Genomic DNA, 17,467 nt, shown 5'->3' on the forward strand with positions numbered 1-17,467 from the left:
CAACCTTCAGCAGCACTTTCTACGCGAATTGGTAAGCTTTTAATAGCCCACCAATTCTGCGTACCCTTTCCCTTCAAATCCAACATGGGTTTTAATACGCCCTTCCCAATACGGGATACTTAATTGATTACGTGAATCGGGATTACGTGCATCGATTATAATAGATTCAAACCCTTTTATGTTAAGCGCCCATTTAATTGGGTAGGTTTTCGTTGCAAGCTCGTATGTTTTTAATACTTGTAGACTCACCTCTTGATTGGCAATGGCACGTACCTGCCCAGTACGGGTAATATGTGATGCACTGCAATAATCATACTCTTGCTGACTATTGCGAATACAAAACGCCATCAAGCCACCTAAAGCGGGATCATCAGCCTGAATGCTAAACCAGTCCCAACCATTTTGGGTAGGATCGATTAACGCCGAAGACCACTCTCTGTCTAACCAAGCATCTCCAGTTACTTTAAAAGTTTTACCCGCAAATGTGATGTCGCCTTGGGCGTGTAAAAACGGATAGCTGTAATAGTAAGAGGCATGCCCCTGGTGAGTTTTTTGGCTATAACCTTGCTCGCCATGTTTTACAAGTGGGCTATTAGCCAGCACCAGGTTAGCACTGTAATTTTCCTGCTGCGCCTTTAAACTAAGCGGTAAAAATGCAGCATTCTTACTTGCTAACTGCCAATCATCTAGGTGAGCCTCAAATGGCTGCGCTGTTATCTTTACTTGTCCCGAGCGGCCATATTTCTCGAACGCTTGATGCTGTGAATCGGTTTGTATTGCAAAGTGAGCGAAATATAGTTGCCCATTCCACCAAGGTGATGATTTTGTTTGTGTGCTTTGCTCATCTACCGAGAGCCTAAATAAAGTCCATTGCACACCAAAAGTGTCGCCATTATCTGCTTTTAAATTAGCTGTTACGTACCACCATTCAATACCTTGCTGATGGTGCGCCCCATGATCGCGTGGAAAGCTCAGCCCTTGGCGTTTATTTACAGGCTCACCAAATTGTTGTGCAAACCCGCTATGCATTGGTTTATTTTGATTTACTTGCTCTGCTTCGGGCTGGCACGCGCTTAATGCGCTAATAAAAATAAAGGTAACGGCTGCTTTGAGTATATTCATGTAAGTCCTATAACTTGGCAACATTATCGGCAACGGCGCTTCGCGTTAATTTTATTAGCGGTAACGCGCTCACAAATAAAGCTAACATAAACATAAACACCGTAAAGCCACCTAATTGTAGCCAATTGACGGTCATGGCCATGGTCCAACCAAAGGCAATTGGCATGACGTAGGTTAGTAGTACCCACCCAAGGCTAAGCCCCAGTGGTATAGCTAATAACAAGGTGGTTAAAATTATGAGTGCAGCTTGCAGTACTTTTGCTTCCAATAATTGCTGTTGGGTGACACCCAGCGTTTGTAATACCGCCATGGGCTGTAATTGCCCGCGCCCTAAAGTTAAAAAGCTTACCCACATGCCAAATAATGCAATCAGCATAATAAATATATTAAGCGCCTGAGTAACATAAAAAGTTTTACCAAATAGCTGTTTTGCAAAGCGTTTAAACTGCTGATTAGCAATGACTTGTTGGCTATCTAATTGGTGCTGTTTTTGAATATATTCGGCTATGGCGTCAACGTCACTATGGGGCTTTAACCAAAGCGATAAACCATACTCGGTGTAATTTAAGCTGCTATTCAATAATGCATTAGTTGTTACAACAACATTTAACCCTTGCTCGCCGTAATCAAAATAGGCAGCACGTACTTGGCACGTTAGTGTATTAATATGCTGTTTTAGGGTTATTACATCACCTACTTTAAGCGAGTACTGCAGCAAGGCGGGTTCGTTCACTAAGCAACCCACAACCCCATTTTTGTTCTTTTCAAATACTGCAGATGTAGGTGCTTTATTGTTTAACAAAGTAAGGTGTTGGTTGTAGCTGGCCGTTGCACCAAATGCCATAACATCAACAGCTATGGTATTTTTAGGTGTTTTAAGCTCACTGTTAGCTGACCAATATACGCCTACTTTTTCGACCTCTGGGAGTTCACGCAACTTAGCCCCTAACGCTTGAATATTTTGATCGGGCCTTACGTATAAATCGGCGCTTAGGCGTTTTTCAAGGTGTGTATCTAAGGTGTCGCTAAAACTGCCAACCATAATTTGCATACCTACGGCTGCACCCATTGCCATTAAAATAGCGAGCACTGAGCTGAGTAATGCGGGTAATTGCACTAGGCTGTCGGCTTTTAACCACTGAATAATGGGGTTTTGTGTTGGCCATGGCAGTTTAAAAACGGCTTTAACTACCGGTGGTGTAATTACAAAAAAGAGGAGTAGCACACAAACACACAGCAATAAGGCACTTATTTTGGTATTTGCCGTTAACGCTAAGTAGCTGGCTGCAAAAATAGCTAACGCAAACATTAGCCATTTAATACGCGCTAAAAAAGTACTTAACCGAGCCGATTGACTGGCTAAAAACCCCAACAAAACAACAACATTAAGTGTAAAACCGCTGGCAATCATGCTGCTATCAAGGCTTACTACAAAGCTTCTATCTAGTTGGTAAAGCCCTCTAAGAGTTGCCGATACATCCATAACTAAGGCGTTTGCCAGTGCCGCGCCTAGTAACGCACCTAATAACGCAGCAAAAAAACTAAGCACCGTTAATTCAATAACCAGCGCCTTAATTAACACTGACCTTTGACAACCCAGCACCCACATTTGCTGCTGCAAGTGAGCACGCGCATTGTACGCCAGCTTAATTGCATTAAAACTTAAAAACGCACCAACCACATAACCTAACAAAGCCAGCGCTTGTAAATTAAAGAAAAAAGCCTCAGAGAGCGCATCAAAAGCCTGCTCTTGCGCAGCTTCAAGGCGTGCTTGATCGCCTAACAATACGTTTAACTGGGCTGCTTGTTTGTTATTTAAGCCACTTACTTCAAGGTAATTAATTGCCCCATTTGCGCGCAGTAACTTGTCGGCAAGGCTAATATCCACCAGCATGGTCATGCCTAAACCTTGTATTTCGCTTACTGCTAAAGTAACAGTGGCATCGCCCATGTTTATATTGATACGGTTGTTTTTTAAATTTAGCCGCTGCATTAATTTAGGGTCGATATAAACAGTATTTAGTAACTGTTCAAACCCAGAATAACGATTGTTGGTTGTTGATGCTGAGCCGCCGGTATTTTCTGTAAGCCACTGTAATAAATTGACCCCCCTAAGCGCGAGTTTTTGCTGCGTATCGGTTTCAATTACGCCTTCTAAAACCGGTTGAACCTGCGTAAAGCCAGCCGCCCTAATACGTGACCACAAACTATTGGGCAACCTGTTTTCACCTAGCACAGGGCGTACAAAATGCGTCACTGGGTTTGCAATTAGTGCTGTGGTTTGTTGATAGCGTTTACCGGCCTCTAAATTTAAGCCCTGTATTGCAGTAAGTAGCGCCGCGCCTAAACTAAAACCAATGAAAAACAGTAATAACAGCCCAACATGACGGCGATAAAACTGCATATACGTTATTAAAATAAGTTTAAGTTCAGCCATTAATTTGGCCATCTTTTAAAAACAATTGCGTAGAAAACTGATCGGCCAATCGCTGACTATGAGTGACCATAATAAGTATTATTTGTTGCTCTTCGCACAGGCTTTTTAGTAGCGTAACGATATCGAGTGAGCGAGCGGCATCAAGGTTACCCGTAGGTTCATCAGCCAATAATAGCTTAGGCTTATTTAATAGCGCACGACCTATACCCACTCGTTGCTGCTCCCCACCTGAAAGTTGCTCAGGCATTGCTGTAAGCTTGCCTTCTAACCCCAGTTTTTTAGCCATCGTATTTACTTCATCGTCGCTAGGCGATAACCTATTAAGCCTTGCTTGAAAACACATATTGTCTTTCACATTTAATGGACTGAGCAATTGATAGTGCTGAAAAATAATACCTATTTTACGCCGATAAAGAGCAAGTTCATTGGCACTCAATTCACTAATTTTTTGCTCATTAACCGTAATAGTTCCTGCATCTGGAGACAGTAAACCGGCTAATAAATTTAATAATGTTGTTTTACCCGAGCCACTATCACCGAGTAAGGCAATGTGCGCCGCAGGCAAAATAGTTAACGATAAGTCATTAATTATTTGTCGTTTCAAGCCACCATCCTGGCGAGTAAAAAACACATTATTTAGCGAAATCATAAAGAAAAGGTTATTCCTGTAATAAAAATATGGCTCGATATATAAACGATACCATAACAGTAATGCGTTCACTTAAGTGGGTTTTCGGTTGATTTTTACACGCAATAAGCGCGTTTACTTAACTAAATCAGTAACTAAAAACCAAATCACTTAGGAGCGACAAAAAACTTTGTTTTTTTTTGCTTTATTTCTTTTTTAGGTACATATTAATATCAATTTTATAAGGATATTAATATGAAACGGATACTTTTAATTATATTACCCACTTTACTCACACTTCTCGGGTGTGGCGGCTCAGGCAGCTCTGAAACTAAGCAAGTCACTCCCCCAGTTAGCACAAATGCGCAACCAGTGGCTGTTATTGGCACTGAACAATCAGAATATAAAACCAATACACCGATTACTTTTAGTGCTGCAAATAGTAGCGATCCTGATGGCGATACACTCACATACCATTGGCAACTTCTTAGCGCAGACGAGCAACAAAACATATCGCTTAATACCAACAACCAACGCACTGTGACGTTTTCGGTAGCACAAGCACAAAGTTACACCTTAAAGCTGGTTGTGAACGACGGCAAAATTTCAAGCTCAGTAGTAAGCAAACAAATTACCGTTACCTCAAACGCACAGCTCATTGCAAACGCAGGCAGCACACAAACCGTAAAACAAGGTGATGTAGTTGAATTAACAGCAGCACAAAGCACCGCTACTAATGCGGTAATTAATAGCTACCAATGGCAATTTATCAAAACACCTACATCAAGCGCTGCACAACTTGAAAATAGCACCCGCGTTAACAGCCAATTTATTGCTGATAAAGTAGGCGAGTACAGCGTTAAATTAACTATTACTAACTCAGTTGGCGATACTGCGAGCAGTAACGTGCTTATAAAAAGTGAGCAGCTTGCTGTAAATTCTGCGCCAAACGCTGTTATTTCAGTTCAAAACAGTAAACTTTCACCCAACCAACTCGTAACGTTAAACGGTGAAAAAAGTACTGATCCAGATGCAAACGACACGCTAAGTTATCAATGGGCAATAACCTCTAAGCCTGAGAACAGCAACCCAAGTTTATCGAATGCAATTACCAAAAATGCAGGCTTTGCATCGAATGAATTGGGTGAGTACACAATCTCCCTAATCGTAACCGATGAAGGTAATCTAAGTGATACCGCGCAAGTAACCTTAAGCGTTACCACCGAAAACAAAGCGCCTATTGCCGTTCTTGCAGAGCAAACTGATATAACCTTAAATACATTAACTACCCTACAATGCCTACAATGTAGCGACCCCGATAGCGGCCCTCTAATTTACAACTGGCAACTGCAAGCAAAACCTGAAAGTAGCACTGCGCAATTACAGCAAAGCACATCGGCTACCCCTTCGCTTACTGCTGATGTTGAAGGCGATTACGTTGTTACCCTAGTTGTATCTGACGGTGAGCTCAGCTCACCACAAGTAACCTCGGTGCTGCATACAAAGGATAATAAAAAACCAGTTACTCTAGTAAGTTACAAGTCTTCAATTAATGTTAATGAGCAAGTTACTTTAGATGCCTCAGCCAGTTACGACCCCGAAGGCGCAGTTTTAAGTTACCATTGGGAAATAGTTTCGTCGTCAAATCAAGCTGTATTAAGCAGTACAAGTAGCTCAGCCCCCACGCTTAGCGCGCCAGCAGAAGGGCAAGTTGTTGTTTCACTTAAAACCAATGATGGTGAGCAGTTTTCAGACACACAAACACTCACTATTAATGTTACACAAAACGCCAAGCCCGTTATTATGCATACCGGTGATAAAGCTCGCTACAGCACCGTTGGTAGCACCGTTAACTTTGATGCTAGCCAAAGCTATGATCCAGAGGGCACCGCGCTTAGCTATGAATGGGAGCTCTCTATACCAGCAGGTTCATCTGCTAGTTTAAGTAGCACCAACCAAAGCATAACCGAATTAACACCTGATCTAACTGGTAACTACACCTTAACGCTCACGGTGACTGATGCTGACAACTACCAAGCTAGCATTCAATTTACAGTTACAGCCACTGATTCTTCACAAATAACGGGCAACATAAAAGGGCAAATTACCAACGTGCAACGAACCGCCATTAGTAATGCCAAACTCACAATTAACGATGTGTTGTACACTACAAATAGCGCAGGCCAGTTTAACGAAACACTTAATTTAGCTGAAGGTGAAAACATTACTATAACCAGCAACGATCCGCGCCTTGCTAATGCTACCTATAACTCTCCCGCAATTACCCAAAATAACTTTACGATAGACTTAGAACAAAACAGTTTACCCGTATTTCAAAGTGTGGAGGTTACCGTATTTGTATGTCCTGAGTTTACTGGGCCAGATACCATTAACGTAAACTTTAACATGACCGAAACACTGCTAGCCTCTGCACGTTTTGAATATCAATTTAACCAAACTCAGGCACTCGTTTTGCAAAAATCAGGAAGCACCTACCTATATAGCGAGCTGCTTATAGACCTACCAGCAACTGCTAAATTTGAGATAACGGTAACCGAAAGCAACGTTGAGAATACACTTAATTCGCCTATTACTATTTTTTATTCAGCGTCTGACGAGCCACGTTTGGCCATTATAAACATATGTAATATATAACTTTACGTGTGCATTTTTAAAGCGCACACAATAAATAACAACATTGAGCCACATAAGCCGTTGTATTTTAAACGTACCTAAGCCATGCTAATTATCTCAACGTTAATAAGGTAAGCATGTGTTAGAAATAGCGTTAATATACTTAGCTGCGGCTATTGTGGCGGTGCCTATCGCCAAGCGAGTGGGCCTTGGCTCGGTACTGGGTTACTTAATTGCCGGCATACTCATTGGCCCCTATGCATTAGGGGTAGTGGGCGATCAAACCGATGTAATGCATTTCGCCGAATTTGGCGTAGTGATGATGCTATTTTTAGTCGGCCTTGAACTGCAACCTTCGCGTTTGTGGACTCTGCGCCACTCAATATTAGGGCTTGGCGGATTACAGGTGGTACTAAGTGCAGCGGCTATTTTTGCCTTTTGTTATTGGTTTTTTGCCATGCATTGGCAAACGGCTTTAGCTATTGGTTTAATGCTCGCGTTGTCTTCAACTGCTATTGTGCTGCAAAGCCTTGAAGAAAAAGGCTGGCTAAAACAAGAAGCTGGGCAAAATGCATTTTCGGTTTTATTATTTCAAGATATTGCGATTATTCCTATTTTAGCGCTACTTCCGCTACTCGCTTTTGCACCACAAGGTAACTCAAAAGACATTAACGACTCCATCATTGCTAGCTGGCCTATTTGGCAGCAAGTAGGTGTTTCTGTTGCTGTTATTGCCGCTATCATTGCTGGCGGTAAATATGTTTCGGCACCATTATTTAGATACATAGCACAAACCCACATGCGTGAAATATTCACTATTTTTGCATTGTTTTTAGTGGTGGCTATTTCGCTGGTGATGCAAAGTATTGGGTTATCGCCCGCACTCGGTACTTTTTTAGCCGGTGTTGTATTGGCCGAAAGTGAATTTAGACACGAGCTAGAAGCCGATATAGAGCCCTTTAAAGGCTTATTACTGGGATTATTTTTTATCACGGTTGGCGCATCAATTAATTTTGAATTGCTATTTAACCAATTCAGTATCGTGATTGCATTAGTGGTGTTTTTAATTGCCATTAAAGCCTGTATTTTATTTGCTTTGGCAATGGCTTTTAATATTAGCCGTAAACAACAACTTCTATTTACCTTAGCCCTTGCTCAGGGCGGCGAGTTTGCCTTTGTGCTGCTTAGTGTAACAACCACCTTGAGTATTTTAACCCCAGAGCAAACTAATTTAGTTACCCTTGTGGTTGCCGTTTCCATGCTAATAGCACCTTTACTGCTTATGCTGTATGAGCAAATTCAAAAGCGCAGCTATAGCAGCACGGCACCTGAGTTTGATAAACCGGAACAAATAAGCACAGCCAAACATGTGATCATTGCCGGATACGGTCGTTTTGGACAAATAATGGGGCGTTTATTACATGCTCAAGGCTACGAAATTACCGTACTTGATCACAGCCCAAGTCAAATAGAACTGCTGCGCCGCTTTGGTAATACCGTATTTTATGGTGATGCGGCACGCCAAGAACTGCTTGAAGCCGCAGGCGCACAGACTGCACAAATGTTGGTTGTGGCGATTGATAACCCTGACAAAACCATTGAGATTATTAAGCTGGCGCATAAAAACTATCCCCAATTAAAAATAGTAGCGCGCGCCATAGATCGCCGCCATGCATACCAATTACTTAATTTAAAAGTAGATGCTTTTAACCGCGAAACCGTCGACTCAGCCATAAACTTAGCCATAGAATCGTTGCAATTGCTTGGTAATAGCAAAGAAGATGCTGAGCGTGCAGGTAAGTTATTTAGAGATCACGACCGTGCAGCGGTATTGCAACTTGCCGAACTATGGGGTGATGATGCCAGTTATGGCGTAGCCGTGCGTCAGCGTATGGAGGATTTAAAGCAAGTATTACAACAAGATAAACTCGCAAGATCGAAGCTAAACTCATGTGACCATGGTGATTGCGAGGACTACAACAAAGATGCTTAGAATAACGCTAGAACAGTGGCGCATGTTTAGGGCTGTTGTTGAACACGGTGGTTTTAACCAAGCGGCGCAAAAAATTCATAAGAGTCAATCGAGTATTCATAATGCGGTGAGCAAAATTGAAGCCTCACTCAATGTGAAATTATTGATGATTGAAGGTCGTAAAACAGTGCTCACCGAAGCGGGCGAAATGATGCTACGACGGGCTAATTATTTACTAGACGAGGCCGCAAAAATAGAAGCGGTTGGACATACATTAAGTGAAGGAGTCGAAAGTAAACTAAGTATTGCTGTTGATGAAATATTTCCTCAGGCATTACTTTATAAAGTACTCAATGCAACATCAGAGCAATACCCGTTATTACGAATTGAATTACATGAATCAATACTCACTGGTGCTAATGAGTTACTTGAAAATACCCATGCTGATATTGCAATTTCTGGCTTTACCGATGCAGCTGGCTTTAGTGAAGAGCTATGCTCAATAGAATTCGTTGCTGTTGCTCACCCTGAGCACGCCCTCCATGGTATTAGCCGCCCACTCACACTCGAAGACCTTAAATCATATCGACAAATTGTAGTACGTGATTCTGCACTGCAAAACAAACAAGATGGCGGCTGGCTCGGTGCAGAGCAACGTTGGACGGTGAGTCATATGCGCACCTCAGTTGAGATGATATGCAATGGCTTTGGCTTTGCATGGCTGCCAAAAAGTACCATCAGTGAGCAACTTAAACATGGCCTGGTGAAGCCGCTGAACCTTGCCCACAACACGACAAGAAACGCGAAACTGCACTTACTCTTTAAAGACGGCGATCGGTTAGGGCCGGCAGCGCGTACTTTTATAAGTTTACTGCGCCATCAACTATTGGAATCGACACAGTCCTAATATCGCCGATACAGTAGACAGACTCGATGTTTGCACAACTCAATAAATATTAACAATATTACAGGGGCTTACCTTGCCTACAAGCACAAATCTACGCCAACCTTTCTCAGTTTTAGTGGTTATTTATAAACAAAACAAAGATTGCTTACTGATCCAGCGAGCAGATGATGCAAACTTTTGGCAATCAGTCACAGGCGGTATTGATGAGGGAGAAAAACCCTTAAAGACTGCACACAGAGAGTTACTCGAAGAAACAGGCATTGATGCATCAGCATTAGGCTTGGCCATTCGTGACCATCAAAAAACAAACCAGTATACAATCCGCGAAAGCTGGCGTCATCGCTACCATGCTAATGCACTAATCAATACTGAGCATGTGTTTAGTATATGCGTCCCTGATGATATTAGCATTCGACTCGATCCCTGCGAACATACTGACTATATGTGGTTATCACAGCAACAGGCGGCTGAAAAAGCATGGTCACCAAGTAATCGCGACGAAATACTCGCCTTATAAAGCACAGCTAATTGTTTTGTATTTACTAAAGAGTTTAGTACCTAAGCCGATACTAATATACATAGATATCACCCCAACTAGCTAAAGTATGAATATCGATACAAGCGATTCACTACAAAGAGTAAATACTGAACACTCAAGCAGCATCAAGGCTGACACTGCAACTCATTATCGCCTTTCAAAGGACGAGCAAAACAAGCTCGCTGGCCGTGCAGAAAAGCAGCTCCCCAAAGCAGATGAGCCCGATGTACCTGATCATATCAAAAGAATGATTGAGCAATTAGAAAAGCTAAAAGAGCAGCTTGAACTCGCTAAAGAACGACTCGCTGAGCTAAAGCAACATAAAGATAGCCAAAGTGATGCAATGCAACAGCAAATTGAAATACAAAGTGAAATGGTTATGGAGCTTGAAAAGCAGGTTATTGCGCTAATGCAAGGCATTGGCGATGCCATGAAAGAAGCCGGTATTAGCGACCCTGGGGTATTGTTGAGTATTATTGCCTAAGCTGCTCCTCATAAGCGAATTGATTCATAGAGATACCCTACAGTTCAACAACTATCAATGTCGCTAACAGTGGTAAACAAGCTTTGATTAAAAGCACCACTTTCCAAGTTACTCACAACTGATAATAATACTGTAAATTTTAAAACTTATGAGCCATAGTAAAGCATCTATTTAATCTAAAAAGTATCTAATATGGATAGTGAGCTTTTTTCCAAACAACTTGATTCTGTTTGGTTATCAATCCAATCAATGCTAATCCAACCAGCAACTTACCTGCAATTACTGGTGATTATCGCCAGCTACGCCGCAGCTTACTGGATTTATTCAAAAACAGTAAAAAAACGTGTTGATAAACACAGTAAGGTCGCATCAGATCATCCCATTAATATCATGCTGTTTCGCCTTAGTAATGTTGTCTACCCATTGGTGGCGATAATTTTATTGCGCGTTTTCACCTCCATTGGCATCACTGCTGATTTACAAGTGTGGCTCATTAATACTGCGCTTAATATAGCGGTATTAGTGTTTGCCTATTCAGTTATCAAAGAGTTTGTCAGTAATAGCTTTATGTCTGCACTTTTTAAAGTGGTGGGCTTACCTATCTTGTTGTTACATTTGCTAGGTTATTTACCAACATTTATTAAAACCCTGGAAGCAGTATCGATTAACTTAGGCAATATTCAAATTAGCCTGTATGGGCTGTCACGAGTACTATTTTTTGGTGCCATATTATTTTGGCTAGGGCGCGCATCAAGCAATGTTGGCAAGGTGATAATTCGCAACCAACAAACTCTCGATATAAGTACTCGCGAGGTATTCACTAAGCTATTTGAAGTCGGCTTATTTTGTATTATCGCCCTATTATTATTGAATATTATGGGCGTAAACCTCACCGCATTGGCCGTATTTGGTGGCGCTTTGGGGGTTGGCTTGGGGTTAGGTTTACAAACCATCGCTTCTAATTTCATATCAGGCATTATCATCTTACTCGATAAATCACTCACTATTGGTGATTTTGTGGAGCTAGAAAACGGTAAAAGTGGCTTTGTTAGAGAGTTTAAAATGCGCCATGCTATTTTAGAAACTTATGACGGCAAAGACATACTGGTTCCTAACGAAACCTTTATTTCATCACTGCTCACCAACTGGACCCATAAAGATCCAAAGCAACGTTACCGGGTTGATTTTAGTGTGGCGTACGCCACTGATGTACGAGCAATGGTCGAAATAATTAAACAAGCCGTTGCCGAGCACCCACAAGTTATAAGTGGTCCTGAAATACCATTTGAAGAACGCCCAGACTGTGAAATAGATAGCTTTGGTGATAACGGCATTAATATGTTTGTCGAGTTTTGGATGCAAGGTATTGATGACGGTAAAAACCGCGTTGGCGGGGACTTACTGTTAATCATTTTAGAAACGCTTAAAGCTAACGATATCGCTATTCCGTTCCCACAACGAGAAGTAACCATACTCAACGAAAACGTTGTTGGTAAAATTTAAATTTTAAGCGGTGTTATAAAAAACTTCATAACACCGCTTTATTATCTAACTTGGCTATAAATACTTTAACCACGGCTTTTTCGTTGCTCGCTTGTACTGACTAAACCACTTGGTCGGCCAATACAAACCGATTGCGAGTATAGCTGCTATAAGCCAAATCCAACCAATATGGTCAACACCAAAATAACTGCCCTGATTAGCGCCATATATAGCATGCCCAATAGTGTATAGCACGAGTAACGCATATAGGTGCACAATATAGAAAAACATTGGCACTGAGCCAAAGGTACGCAATGGATTTAAAAAGCGGTTTAGCGGTCTTTCAAATAACCATAGGCCAAAAAACATCATTGCTAATGTAATCAGTAAAAAGCTTAACGATGGTGGATATTTAGTAACATTAAACACCGACATTAAGGTCTCTGATGTACTTGCAAACTGTTGCCAAGGCAAAGTTTCACCATAAATATTAAAACCGCGCAAAATGGCAAAAAGTGCAACACAGGCCAAACCTAGACCGACTAACCATTGTTTACGGTTATCGCCATCACGACTAGTCGCATACAACGGGCCTGCACAATAACCGAGTAATATCACACCAATCCAAGGCAAAACTGGGTAACTAATTTTTACATCAATTAGACCACCTTGGGAGATATAGCCGCGGTCGTGCAATATAGTCCACAGGGTATAACCCCACTCATCTGGGCTAAAACTAATTGGTGTAAGTAAGTTATGACCAAACACAATCAGCAAACCTAGCACCAATAACACCCGTTGCGGCAACTTAATAAGTAGTGCGAGCGTGAGCATACACAAACCTATTGCCCACATCACTTGTAGCCAAATCGTATGAAAATAGCCCATCCACGAAAAACAAATCACAGTCACTTCAAGAGCGATTAAAAACAGCCCCCGCTTAACTAAAAAGCTACGGGCTGAACGCGCTATACCATTAGCTGGGTGGCTATATAACCAAGCAGAAAGCCCGGTTAAAAATATGAAGGTGGGCGCACAAAAGTGCGCCGCAAAACGGCTCCAAAAAAGCCCAGGGCTTGTTGCGTCTACATCCATAGGATCAGACACCTGCATATGCAAAAAGAACCGCTCTCGCACATGATCAAGTAGCATAAGCAAGATAACCACACCACGCATTATATCAATGCTATGGATGCGATTTTTTATTTGCTCAGAAGTCATAGCTTATACCCAATTTAAACTGTGTTGGTGCGCCTGGGTATGCCCACAAAGCGTTATAGCTACTGGCGATATAACCTTCATCAAATACATTATCAACATTCAGTGACACTGCCGTACGATTGGTTGCTTGCCATTTAGCGAATAAACCCACTAACTGGTAACTCGGTAAACGAAATGTCAAATCCGCAGGGTCACCAAGTCGGTCTGAAATATATTGATAATGCCCACCAATTTTGATGTCTTGCTCAAATACACGAGTGTCATGATTTATCGACATAGAGAAGTTGTTTTCTGGCACATTAACAAGCGGGCTGCCTTTGGGAATTGGCACTAACCAATCAGCATTAACAACATCTTTCGCTGTTTCGGCCTTAACGTAAGCATAGGAAATTGTGTACTCAGTATTAACGCCTAAGTTACCCGTTAAATCAACTTCCACACCTTGACTGTTTGCTTTACCAACAGGTGCTGAATAACCAACATTAACTGGGTCGGCCACCAGCATATTGCTCTTACTCGCATCAAACAGTGCAATGGTACCGCTGATGTCATCAAAACCAAACTTCACACCCACTTCAAACGAGTCACTTTCTTCAAAACCAAACGGTTCACCTTGTGCATCAGTACCGCTTAATGGCAAAAAGCCTTCCGAATAACTGGTATAAAGGTTAATCGCATCGTTTAATTGATACACCATACCAAAACGCGGACTAACACGGTTTTCTTTACTATTTGAGGCAACACTAGATTTGGTTTCTAAAATATCTTGTTCAATTTCATCAAAACGCAGGCCCACCATCACTTTAAAGCGTTCAGTAATGTCTAACTGATCTTGTAAATAGATACCGTATGCGTTTTGCTCTTCATTGTTTTCATACTGCATCTCAACATCTGGGCCTTGGCCAGTACTATAATTTGGCTCATAAATATCAATAGTATACGTGCCATTACCACCACGATAACGATACAGCCCAGTGCGTAGTTCGTAATCATAAGCATCAGCACCAATCAAAACATGATTAGTGATACCCGCTAATTCAAAATGACCACTGAGCTCAAAACGTAAGCTTAAATCCTCAGACTCATAATCACGATAGCGATGCTGACGTGTTAAGGTTCTGCCATCATCAAATAATGATTGGCGTGATGGCGAAAGTTCCGCATCAGAAGAAAAGCCATTTAACGTTGCTGTACGGTAGTTTGCACCCAGTAATAATGTCCAGTCGCTACTAATAAGATCATAGTCATAGCTTAGCTGATGACCTCGTGAATGAACCTCAGTAGGGCCATCGTTTGGATTACCTAAGAAGCGGTTTTCAGGCACAGTATCAAAATTATCATTAAGAACGACAATACCGCGGTCATACATTTGTTGCTGATCAACATATTCAAATTCGTACGTTAATGATGACTTATCGTTAATTTGATAATAAAGCGAAGGCGTGATCACAAACTTATCGTGGTGCACGTAATCTCTAAAGCTGTCGCTGTCTTGCCATGCACCATTTATTCTAAAAGCGATATCATCAGTAAGGGCGCCAGTGTAATCACCTTGTATACGTTTATGATTGTCACTACCCAGCTCAGCTTTTAATTGGCCTTGCTGATAAAACTGTGGCTTTTTAGTAATAATGTTGATTGTGCCGCCAGGCTCAGAGCGACCATATAAAGCTGAACCCGGACCTTTAATTACCTCAATATAATCGATATTTGACACATCCCGCGGGCCCGCAAACCCTTTACCACCACTAAAGCCGTTAATTAAATAGCCCGAGGGCATATTCTCGTTACCTGACAAACCGCGAATAGAGTAGCTATCCCACAGTGCACCGCCGTTATTTTTACGAGAAATACTGGCCGAGAAATCTAGCGCATCTCTAAACTTGGTAATACCATTATCAATCATCATTTGTTGATCTAAAGTGGTAATAGACTGTGGTAGCTCTTTAAGCGGGATATCACCTCTAAAGGCTTGTTTGTGTTCAATAGTAATGGTTTCTATATCTGACTGCGCTGCAAAAGAGCCAAAAGATATTGCTAAAAATGTGAGTGTTAATGCTGAGTACTTCATAATCCACTTTTAATGTTGCTAGGCTTATTTGTTACAATATAACACAACAAAATCAGATGTTATAGTATTACAATTGGATTTTTAAGCAATTTTACTACGCTAAACAACTCTGAATAACAACAAACTTACGCTCTAATTATCAACTAGATAAAATAGTAACAACGACCCACACCATAGCTATGTGCTAACCCCGTTATTTAATTACTTCGGCTTGCGTTAGTGCAACTTCTACAAGGTTGTAAGTAATTTAGATTGAGCAAAATGCTTTGATTGCCTACAATGACGCACAATCTATTCAATGCAGACACAATTATGACTGATACCAATAAACCAGAATTACCTGATCAACTTTCGATCAACCCACGCAGCAAGTTTTATGTTGAAGAAGTATTTGAACATGAGATTGGTGTAAACCTTAACGGCAAAGAACGTTTTGACGTTGAAGAATACTGCATCAGCGAAGGTTGGATCAAAGTAGCGGCACCAAAAGCACTAGACCGCCGCGGCCAGCCTTTACTTATGAAAGTAAAAGGCACTGTTGAAGTATTTTACAAATAAACTAACTGTTTACTGTTAATACTATTACGCCGACTCAAGTCGGCGTTTTTATGTCTGTTAAACAGCTACTATGACTATAGCTTTGCGTAGCCATGTGGAAGTTTATGATCAACAACCACGGCATTATGCGCATGCAAACTCTCTTGGTGCTCTACTTTAAACCAGTAATCTGAGATTTGCTCGTTATTCTCCAGCGCTTGCTTTATACGCCTTGCGGCATCTTCACAAAACATCAGGTTTTCGGCGTTTAGCTTTGCAAATGCTTGTTCGTCTTCGCGTTTTACCGCCGTTTGCACTGGCGTGCCAATAACCTCTTCAAAGTGTTCAATCATCGCTGAAAAGTTGGGCAGAGTGTTATGCTGCCATTGCATTTTTAAATAAGCAAATGACCGCTGACTATGAGGAGTTGCAACTGAGCCTTGTTGCGAGGTGATCCACGCTAACAGTGCCTCTTTTGATACGACTTCTTCACTAAATTGCTCGGCAATTGCATCACTCATCGCTTGTCTTGATAAAGCAGCGGAGCAAGGACAAGTACTTGAATATGGAATACTTAACGATAATTCGGTAATTATCTGCTCATTAATATATTCACAACGAATACTCACCGGATATGTTTGATAACCAAACTGCCCACTCAACAACGCAGGTTTACGCATGGTTAATTCAAAGTCTAATTGTAGCCTTGCAGCTAAACTTAATCCCCCTTGTGAACTTACCAAGGTCTGTAATAACGTTGCCAGAGCATCCATTGTGAGAGGTTCATTGGTTAATGACTCTTTTAACTTCAAATATAGCCGCGACATATGAATGCCTTTCGCATCCGCTTTATCTAAACTGACAAATACATTCGCTTTAGCAGATAAAGATGAATTAGGTTGCTCAACGAGTGTGATAGGTAGCGCAATACCTTCCATACCCACCCATTTTAAAGGTAACGAAGCTGTTGTAAGTTGTTTTGAAGTAACATCAGGTAAAGTCATCTTTATTACCCTGATACACTAGTGGAACACGGGCAATCATCATCACTTTTTGCTAAACACTGGCGATAGTTAAACCAATGCGCAACAGCAATAAACGCTGCACCAACAAGCGTAAGCCCTTTCTCGCCCAACTCACCAAATAGCGCCTCACCCACTGTCACGGCGAGTACCATTAAAGTAACGCCTACGAATCCTGAAACCATATAACGCAAGCGCTTATGCTTTTTACAACCCAAACTTAATGCAAGCACACTGGTAGGAATAACAGCCGCTAATATCCATAAATGAAACTGTTCGTTATCTAGTTGTAGTGCTGCAAAGCTAGGTAACAGTGTGAGTAAAATAGGTGTTGCAAAACAGTGGACTGTACACATCATCGAAAGCCCAATCGCAAGCTTATCCATTACACTTTGAGTCGGTTTCATTCTGT

At 41.5% G+C, this 17,467-nt stretch carries 14 protein-coding genes; 7 read left to right on the forward strand and 7 right to left on the reverse strand.

Features of this window, described 5'->3' with window-relative positions:
- Positions 1-39 precede the first annotated feature (39 nt).
- From ACHUE3_RS15740 to ACHUE3_RS15750, 3 genes are read right to left on the reverse strand one after another with little or no spacing between them, the layout of a single operon-like run.
- A complete protein-coding gene (locus ACHUE3_RS15740; RefSeq protein WP_394193310.1) occupies positions 40-1,122 on the reverse strand; it encodes a lipocalin-like domain-containing protein in 1,083 nt (360 codons plus the stop codon).
- 7 nt (positions 1,123-1,129) lie between these two features.
- Positions 1,130-3,559, reverse strand: coding sequence for an FtsX-like permease family protein (locus tag ACHUE3_RS15745; RefSeq protein ID WP_394193311.1), 2,430 nt, complete (start codon positions 3,557-3,559; stop codon positions 1,130-1,132).
- Complete coding sequence (locus ACHUE3_RS15750; protein ID WP_394193312.1) at positions 3,552-4,208, reverse strand: ABC transporter ATP-binding protein; 657 nt, start codon at positions 4,206-4,208, stop codon at positions 3,552-3,554. The genes ACHUE3_RS15745 and ACHUE3_RS15750 overlap by 8 nt, the downstream gene beginning before the upstream one ends.
- Before the next feature lie 234 nt (positions 4,209-4,442).
- Here ACHUE3_RS15750 and ACHUE3_RS15755 point away from each other — a divergent pair, with 234 nt between their 5' ends.
- The 6 genes from ACHUE3_RS15755 (at position 4,443) to ACHUE3_RS15780 (ending at position 12,225) form a co-directional block, all read left to right on the forward strand.
- Entirely contained in the window at positions 4,443-6,842 is a 2,400-nt protein-coding gene (locus ACHUE3_RS15755) for a PKD domain-containing protein (protein WP_394193313.1), read from the forward strand.
- A gap of 118 nt (positions 6,843-6,960) precedes the next feature.
- The gene (locus ACHUE3_RS15760) at positions 6,961-8,814 is read left to right on the forward strand and encodes a monovalent cation:proton antiporter-2 (CPA2) family protein (RefSeq protein WP_394193314.1); all 1,854 of its coding nucleotides are present in this window, start codon (positions 6,961-6,963) and stop codon (positions 8,812-8,814) included.
- A complete protein-coding gene (locus ACHUE3_RS15765) occupies positions 8,807-9,700 on the forward strand; it encodes a LysR family transcriptional regulator (protein WP_394193315.1) in 894 nt (297 codons plus the stop codon). Before ACHUE3_RS15760 ends, ACHUE3_RS15765 begins: the two co-directional genes overlap by 8 nt.
- A 73-nt stretch (positions 9,701-9,773) precedes the next feature.
- On the forward strand, positions 9,774-10,217 hold the full coding sequence (gene nudB / locus ACHUE3_RS15770; RefSeq protein WP_394193316.1) for a dihydroneopterin triphosphate diphosphatase: 444 nt from the start codon (positions 9,774-9,776) through the stop codon (positions 10,215-10,217).
- A gap of 88 nt (positions 10,218-10,305) precedes the next feature.
- Positions 10,306-10,722: a hypothetical protein gene (locus ACHUE3_RS15775; RefSeq protein ID WP_394193317.1), complete on the forward strand. Its 417-nt coding sequence runs from the start codon at positions 10,306-10,308 to the stop codon at positions 10,720-10,722.
- Positions 10,723-10,914: 192 nt separating this feature from the next.
- Positions 10,915-12,225, forward strand: a complete 1,311-nt coding sequence (locus ACHUE3_RS15780) for a mechanosensitive ion channel family protein (protein WP_394193318.1) — start codon at positions 10,915-10,917, stop codon at positions 12,223-12,225.
- A gap of 54 nt (positions 12,226-12,279) precedes the next feature.
- Here the strand turns inward: ACHUE3_RS15780 and ACHUE3_RS15785 are convergent, their stop codons facing one another.
- Together ACHUE3_RS15785 and ACHUE3_RS15790 are read right to left on the reverse strand one after the other, a co-directional pair.
- On the reverse strand, positions 12,280-13,425 hold the full coding sequence (locus ACHUE3_RS15785) for an acetyltransferase domain-containing protein (protein ID WP_394193319.1): 1,146 nt from the start codon (positions 13,423-13,425) through the stop codon (positions 12,280-12,282).
- The gene (locus ACHUE3_RS15790; protein ID WP_394193320.1) at positions 13,415-15,496 is read right to left on the reverse strand and encodes a TonB-dependent siderophore receptor; all 2,082 of its coding nucleotides are present in this window, start codon (positions 15,494-15,496) and stop codon (positions 13,415-13,417) included. Before ACHUE3_RS15790 ends, ACHUE3_RS15785 begins: the two co-directional genes overlap by 11 nt.
- A 312-nt stretch (positions 15,497-15,808) precedes the next feature.
- Between ACHUE3_RS15790 and ACHUE3_RS15795 the strand changes: the two genes are divergently transcribed.
- Complete coding sequence (locus tag ACHUE3_RS15795) at positions 15,809-16,054, forward strand: DUF3297 family protein (RefSeq protein ID WP_099295100.1); 246 nt, start codon at positions 15,809-15,811, stop codon at positions 16,052-16,054.
- Between the two features lie 74 nt (positions 16,055-16,128).
- Here the strand turns inward: ACHUE3_RS15795 and folE2 are convergent, their stop codons facing one another.
- Positions 16,129-17,043 carry a GTP cyclohydrolase FolE2 gene (gene folE2, locus ACHUE3_RS15800; protein ID WP_394193342.1) on the reverse strand — a complete coding sequence of 305 codons (915 nt, stop codon included), beginning with the start codon at positions 17,041-17,043 and terminating at the stop codon, positions 16,129-16,131.
- Positions 17,043-17,462, reverse strand: a complete 420-nt coding sequence (locus ACHUE3_RS15805; RefSeq protein ID WP_394193321.1) for a MerC domain-containing protein — start codon at positions 17,460-17,462, stop codon at positions 17,043-17,045. The genes folE2 and ACHUE3_RS15805 overlap by 1 nt, the downstream gene beginning before the upstream one ends.
- Positions 17,463-17,467: the final 5 nt, after the last annotated feature.

Origin of the sequence: Pseudoalteromonas atlantica (assembly GCF_043641955.1) — a bacterium.
GTDB lineage: Bacteria > Pseudomonadota > Gammaproteobacteria > Enterobacterales > Alteromonadaceae > Pseudoalteromonas > Pseudoalteromonas atlantica_A.

What these genes read in the sequence shown, in the direction of transcription:
- ACHUE3_RS15775 (WP_394193317.1), top strand. Translation starts at nt 10,306, where the DNA reads ATGAATATCGATACAAGCGATTCACTACAAAGAGTAAATACTGAACAC.
- ACHUE3_RS15805 (WP_394193321.1), bottom strand. Translation starts at nt 17,462, where the DNA reads ATGAAACCGACTCAAAGTGTAATGGATAAGCTTGCGATTGGGCTTTCG.
- ACHUE3_RS15785 (WP_394193319.1), bottom strand. Translation starts at nt 13,425, where the DNA reads ATGACTTCTGAGCAAATAAAAAATCGCATCCATAGCATTGATATAATG.
- ACHUE3_RS15750 (WP_394193312.1), bottom strand. Translation starts at nt 4,208, where the DNA reads ATGATTTCGCTAAATAATGTGTTTTTTACTCGCCAGGATGGTGGCTTG.
- ACHUE3_RS15795 (WP_099295100.1), top strand. Translation starts at nt 15,809, where the DNA reads ATGACTGATACCAATAAACCAGAATTACCTGATCAACTTTCGATCAAC.
- ACHUE3_RS15745 (WP_394193311.1), bottom strand. Translation starts at nt 3,559, where the DNA reads ATGGCTGAACTTAAACTTATTTTAATAACGTATATGCAGTTTTATCGC.
- ACHUE3_RS15765 (WP_394193315.1), top strand. Translation starts at nt 8,807, where the DNA reads ATGCTTAGAATAACGCTAGAACAGTGGCGCATGTTTAGGGCTGTTGTT.
- ACHUE3_RS15755 (WP_394193313.1), top strand. Translation starts at nt 4,443, where the DNA reads ATGAAACGGATACTTTTAATTATATTACCCACTTTACTCACACTTCTC.
- ACHUE3_RS15780 (WP_394193318.1), top strand. Translation starts at nt 10,915, where the DNA reads ATGGATAGTGAGCTTTTTTCCAAACAACTTGATTCTGTTTGGTTATCA.
- ACHUE3_RS15740 (WP_394193310.1), bottom strand. Translation starts at nt 1,122, where the DNA reads ATGAATATACTCAAAGCAGCCGTTACCTTTATTTTTATTAGCGCATTA.
- ACHUE3_RS15790 (WP_394193320.1), bottom strand. Translation starts at nt 15,496, where the DNA reads ATGAAGTACTCAGCATTAACACTCACATTTTTAGCAATATCTTTTGGC.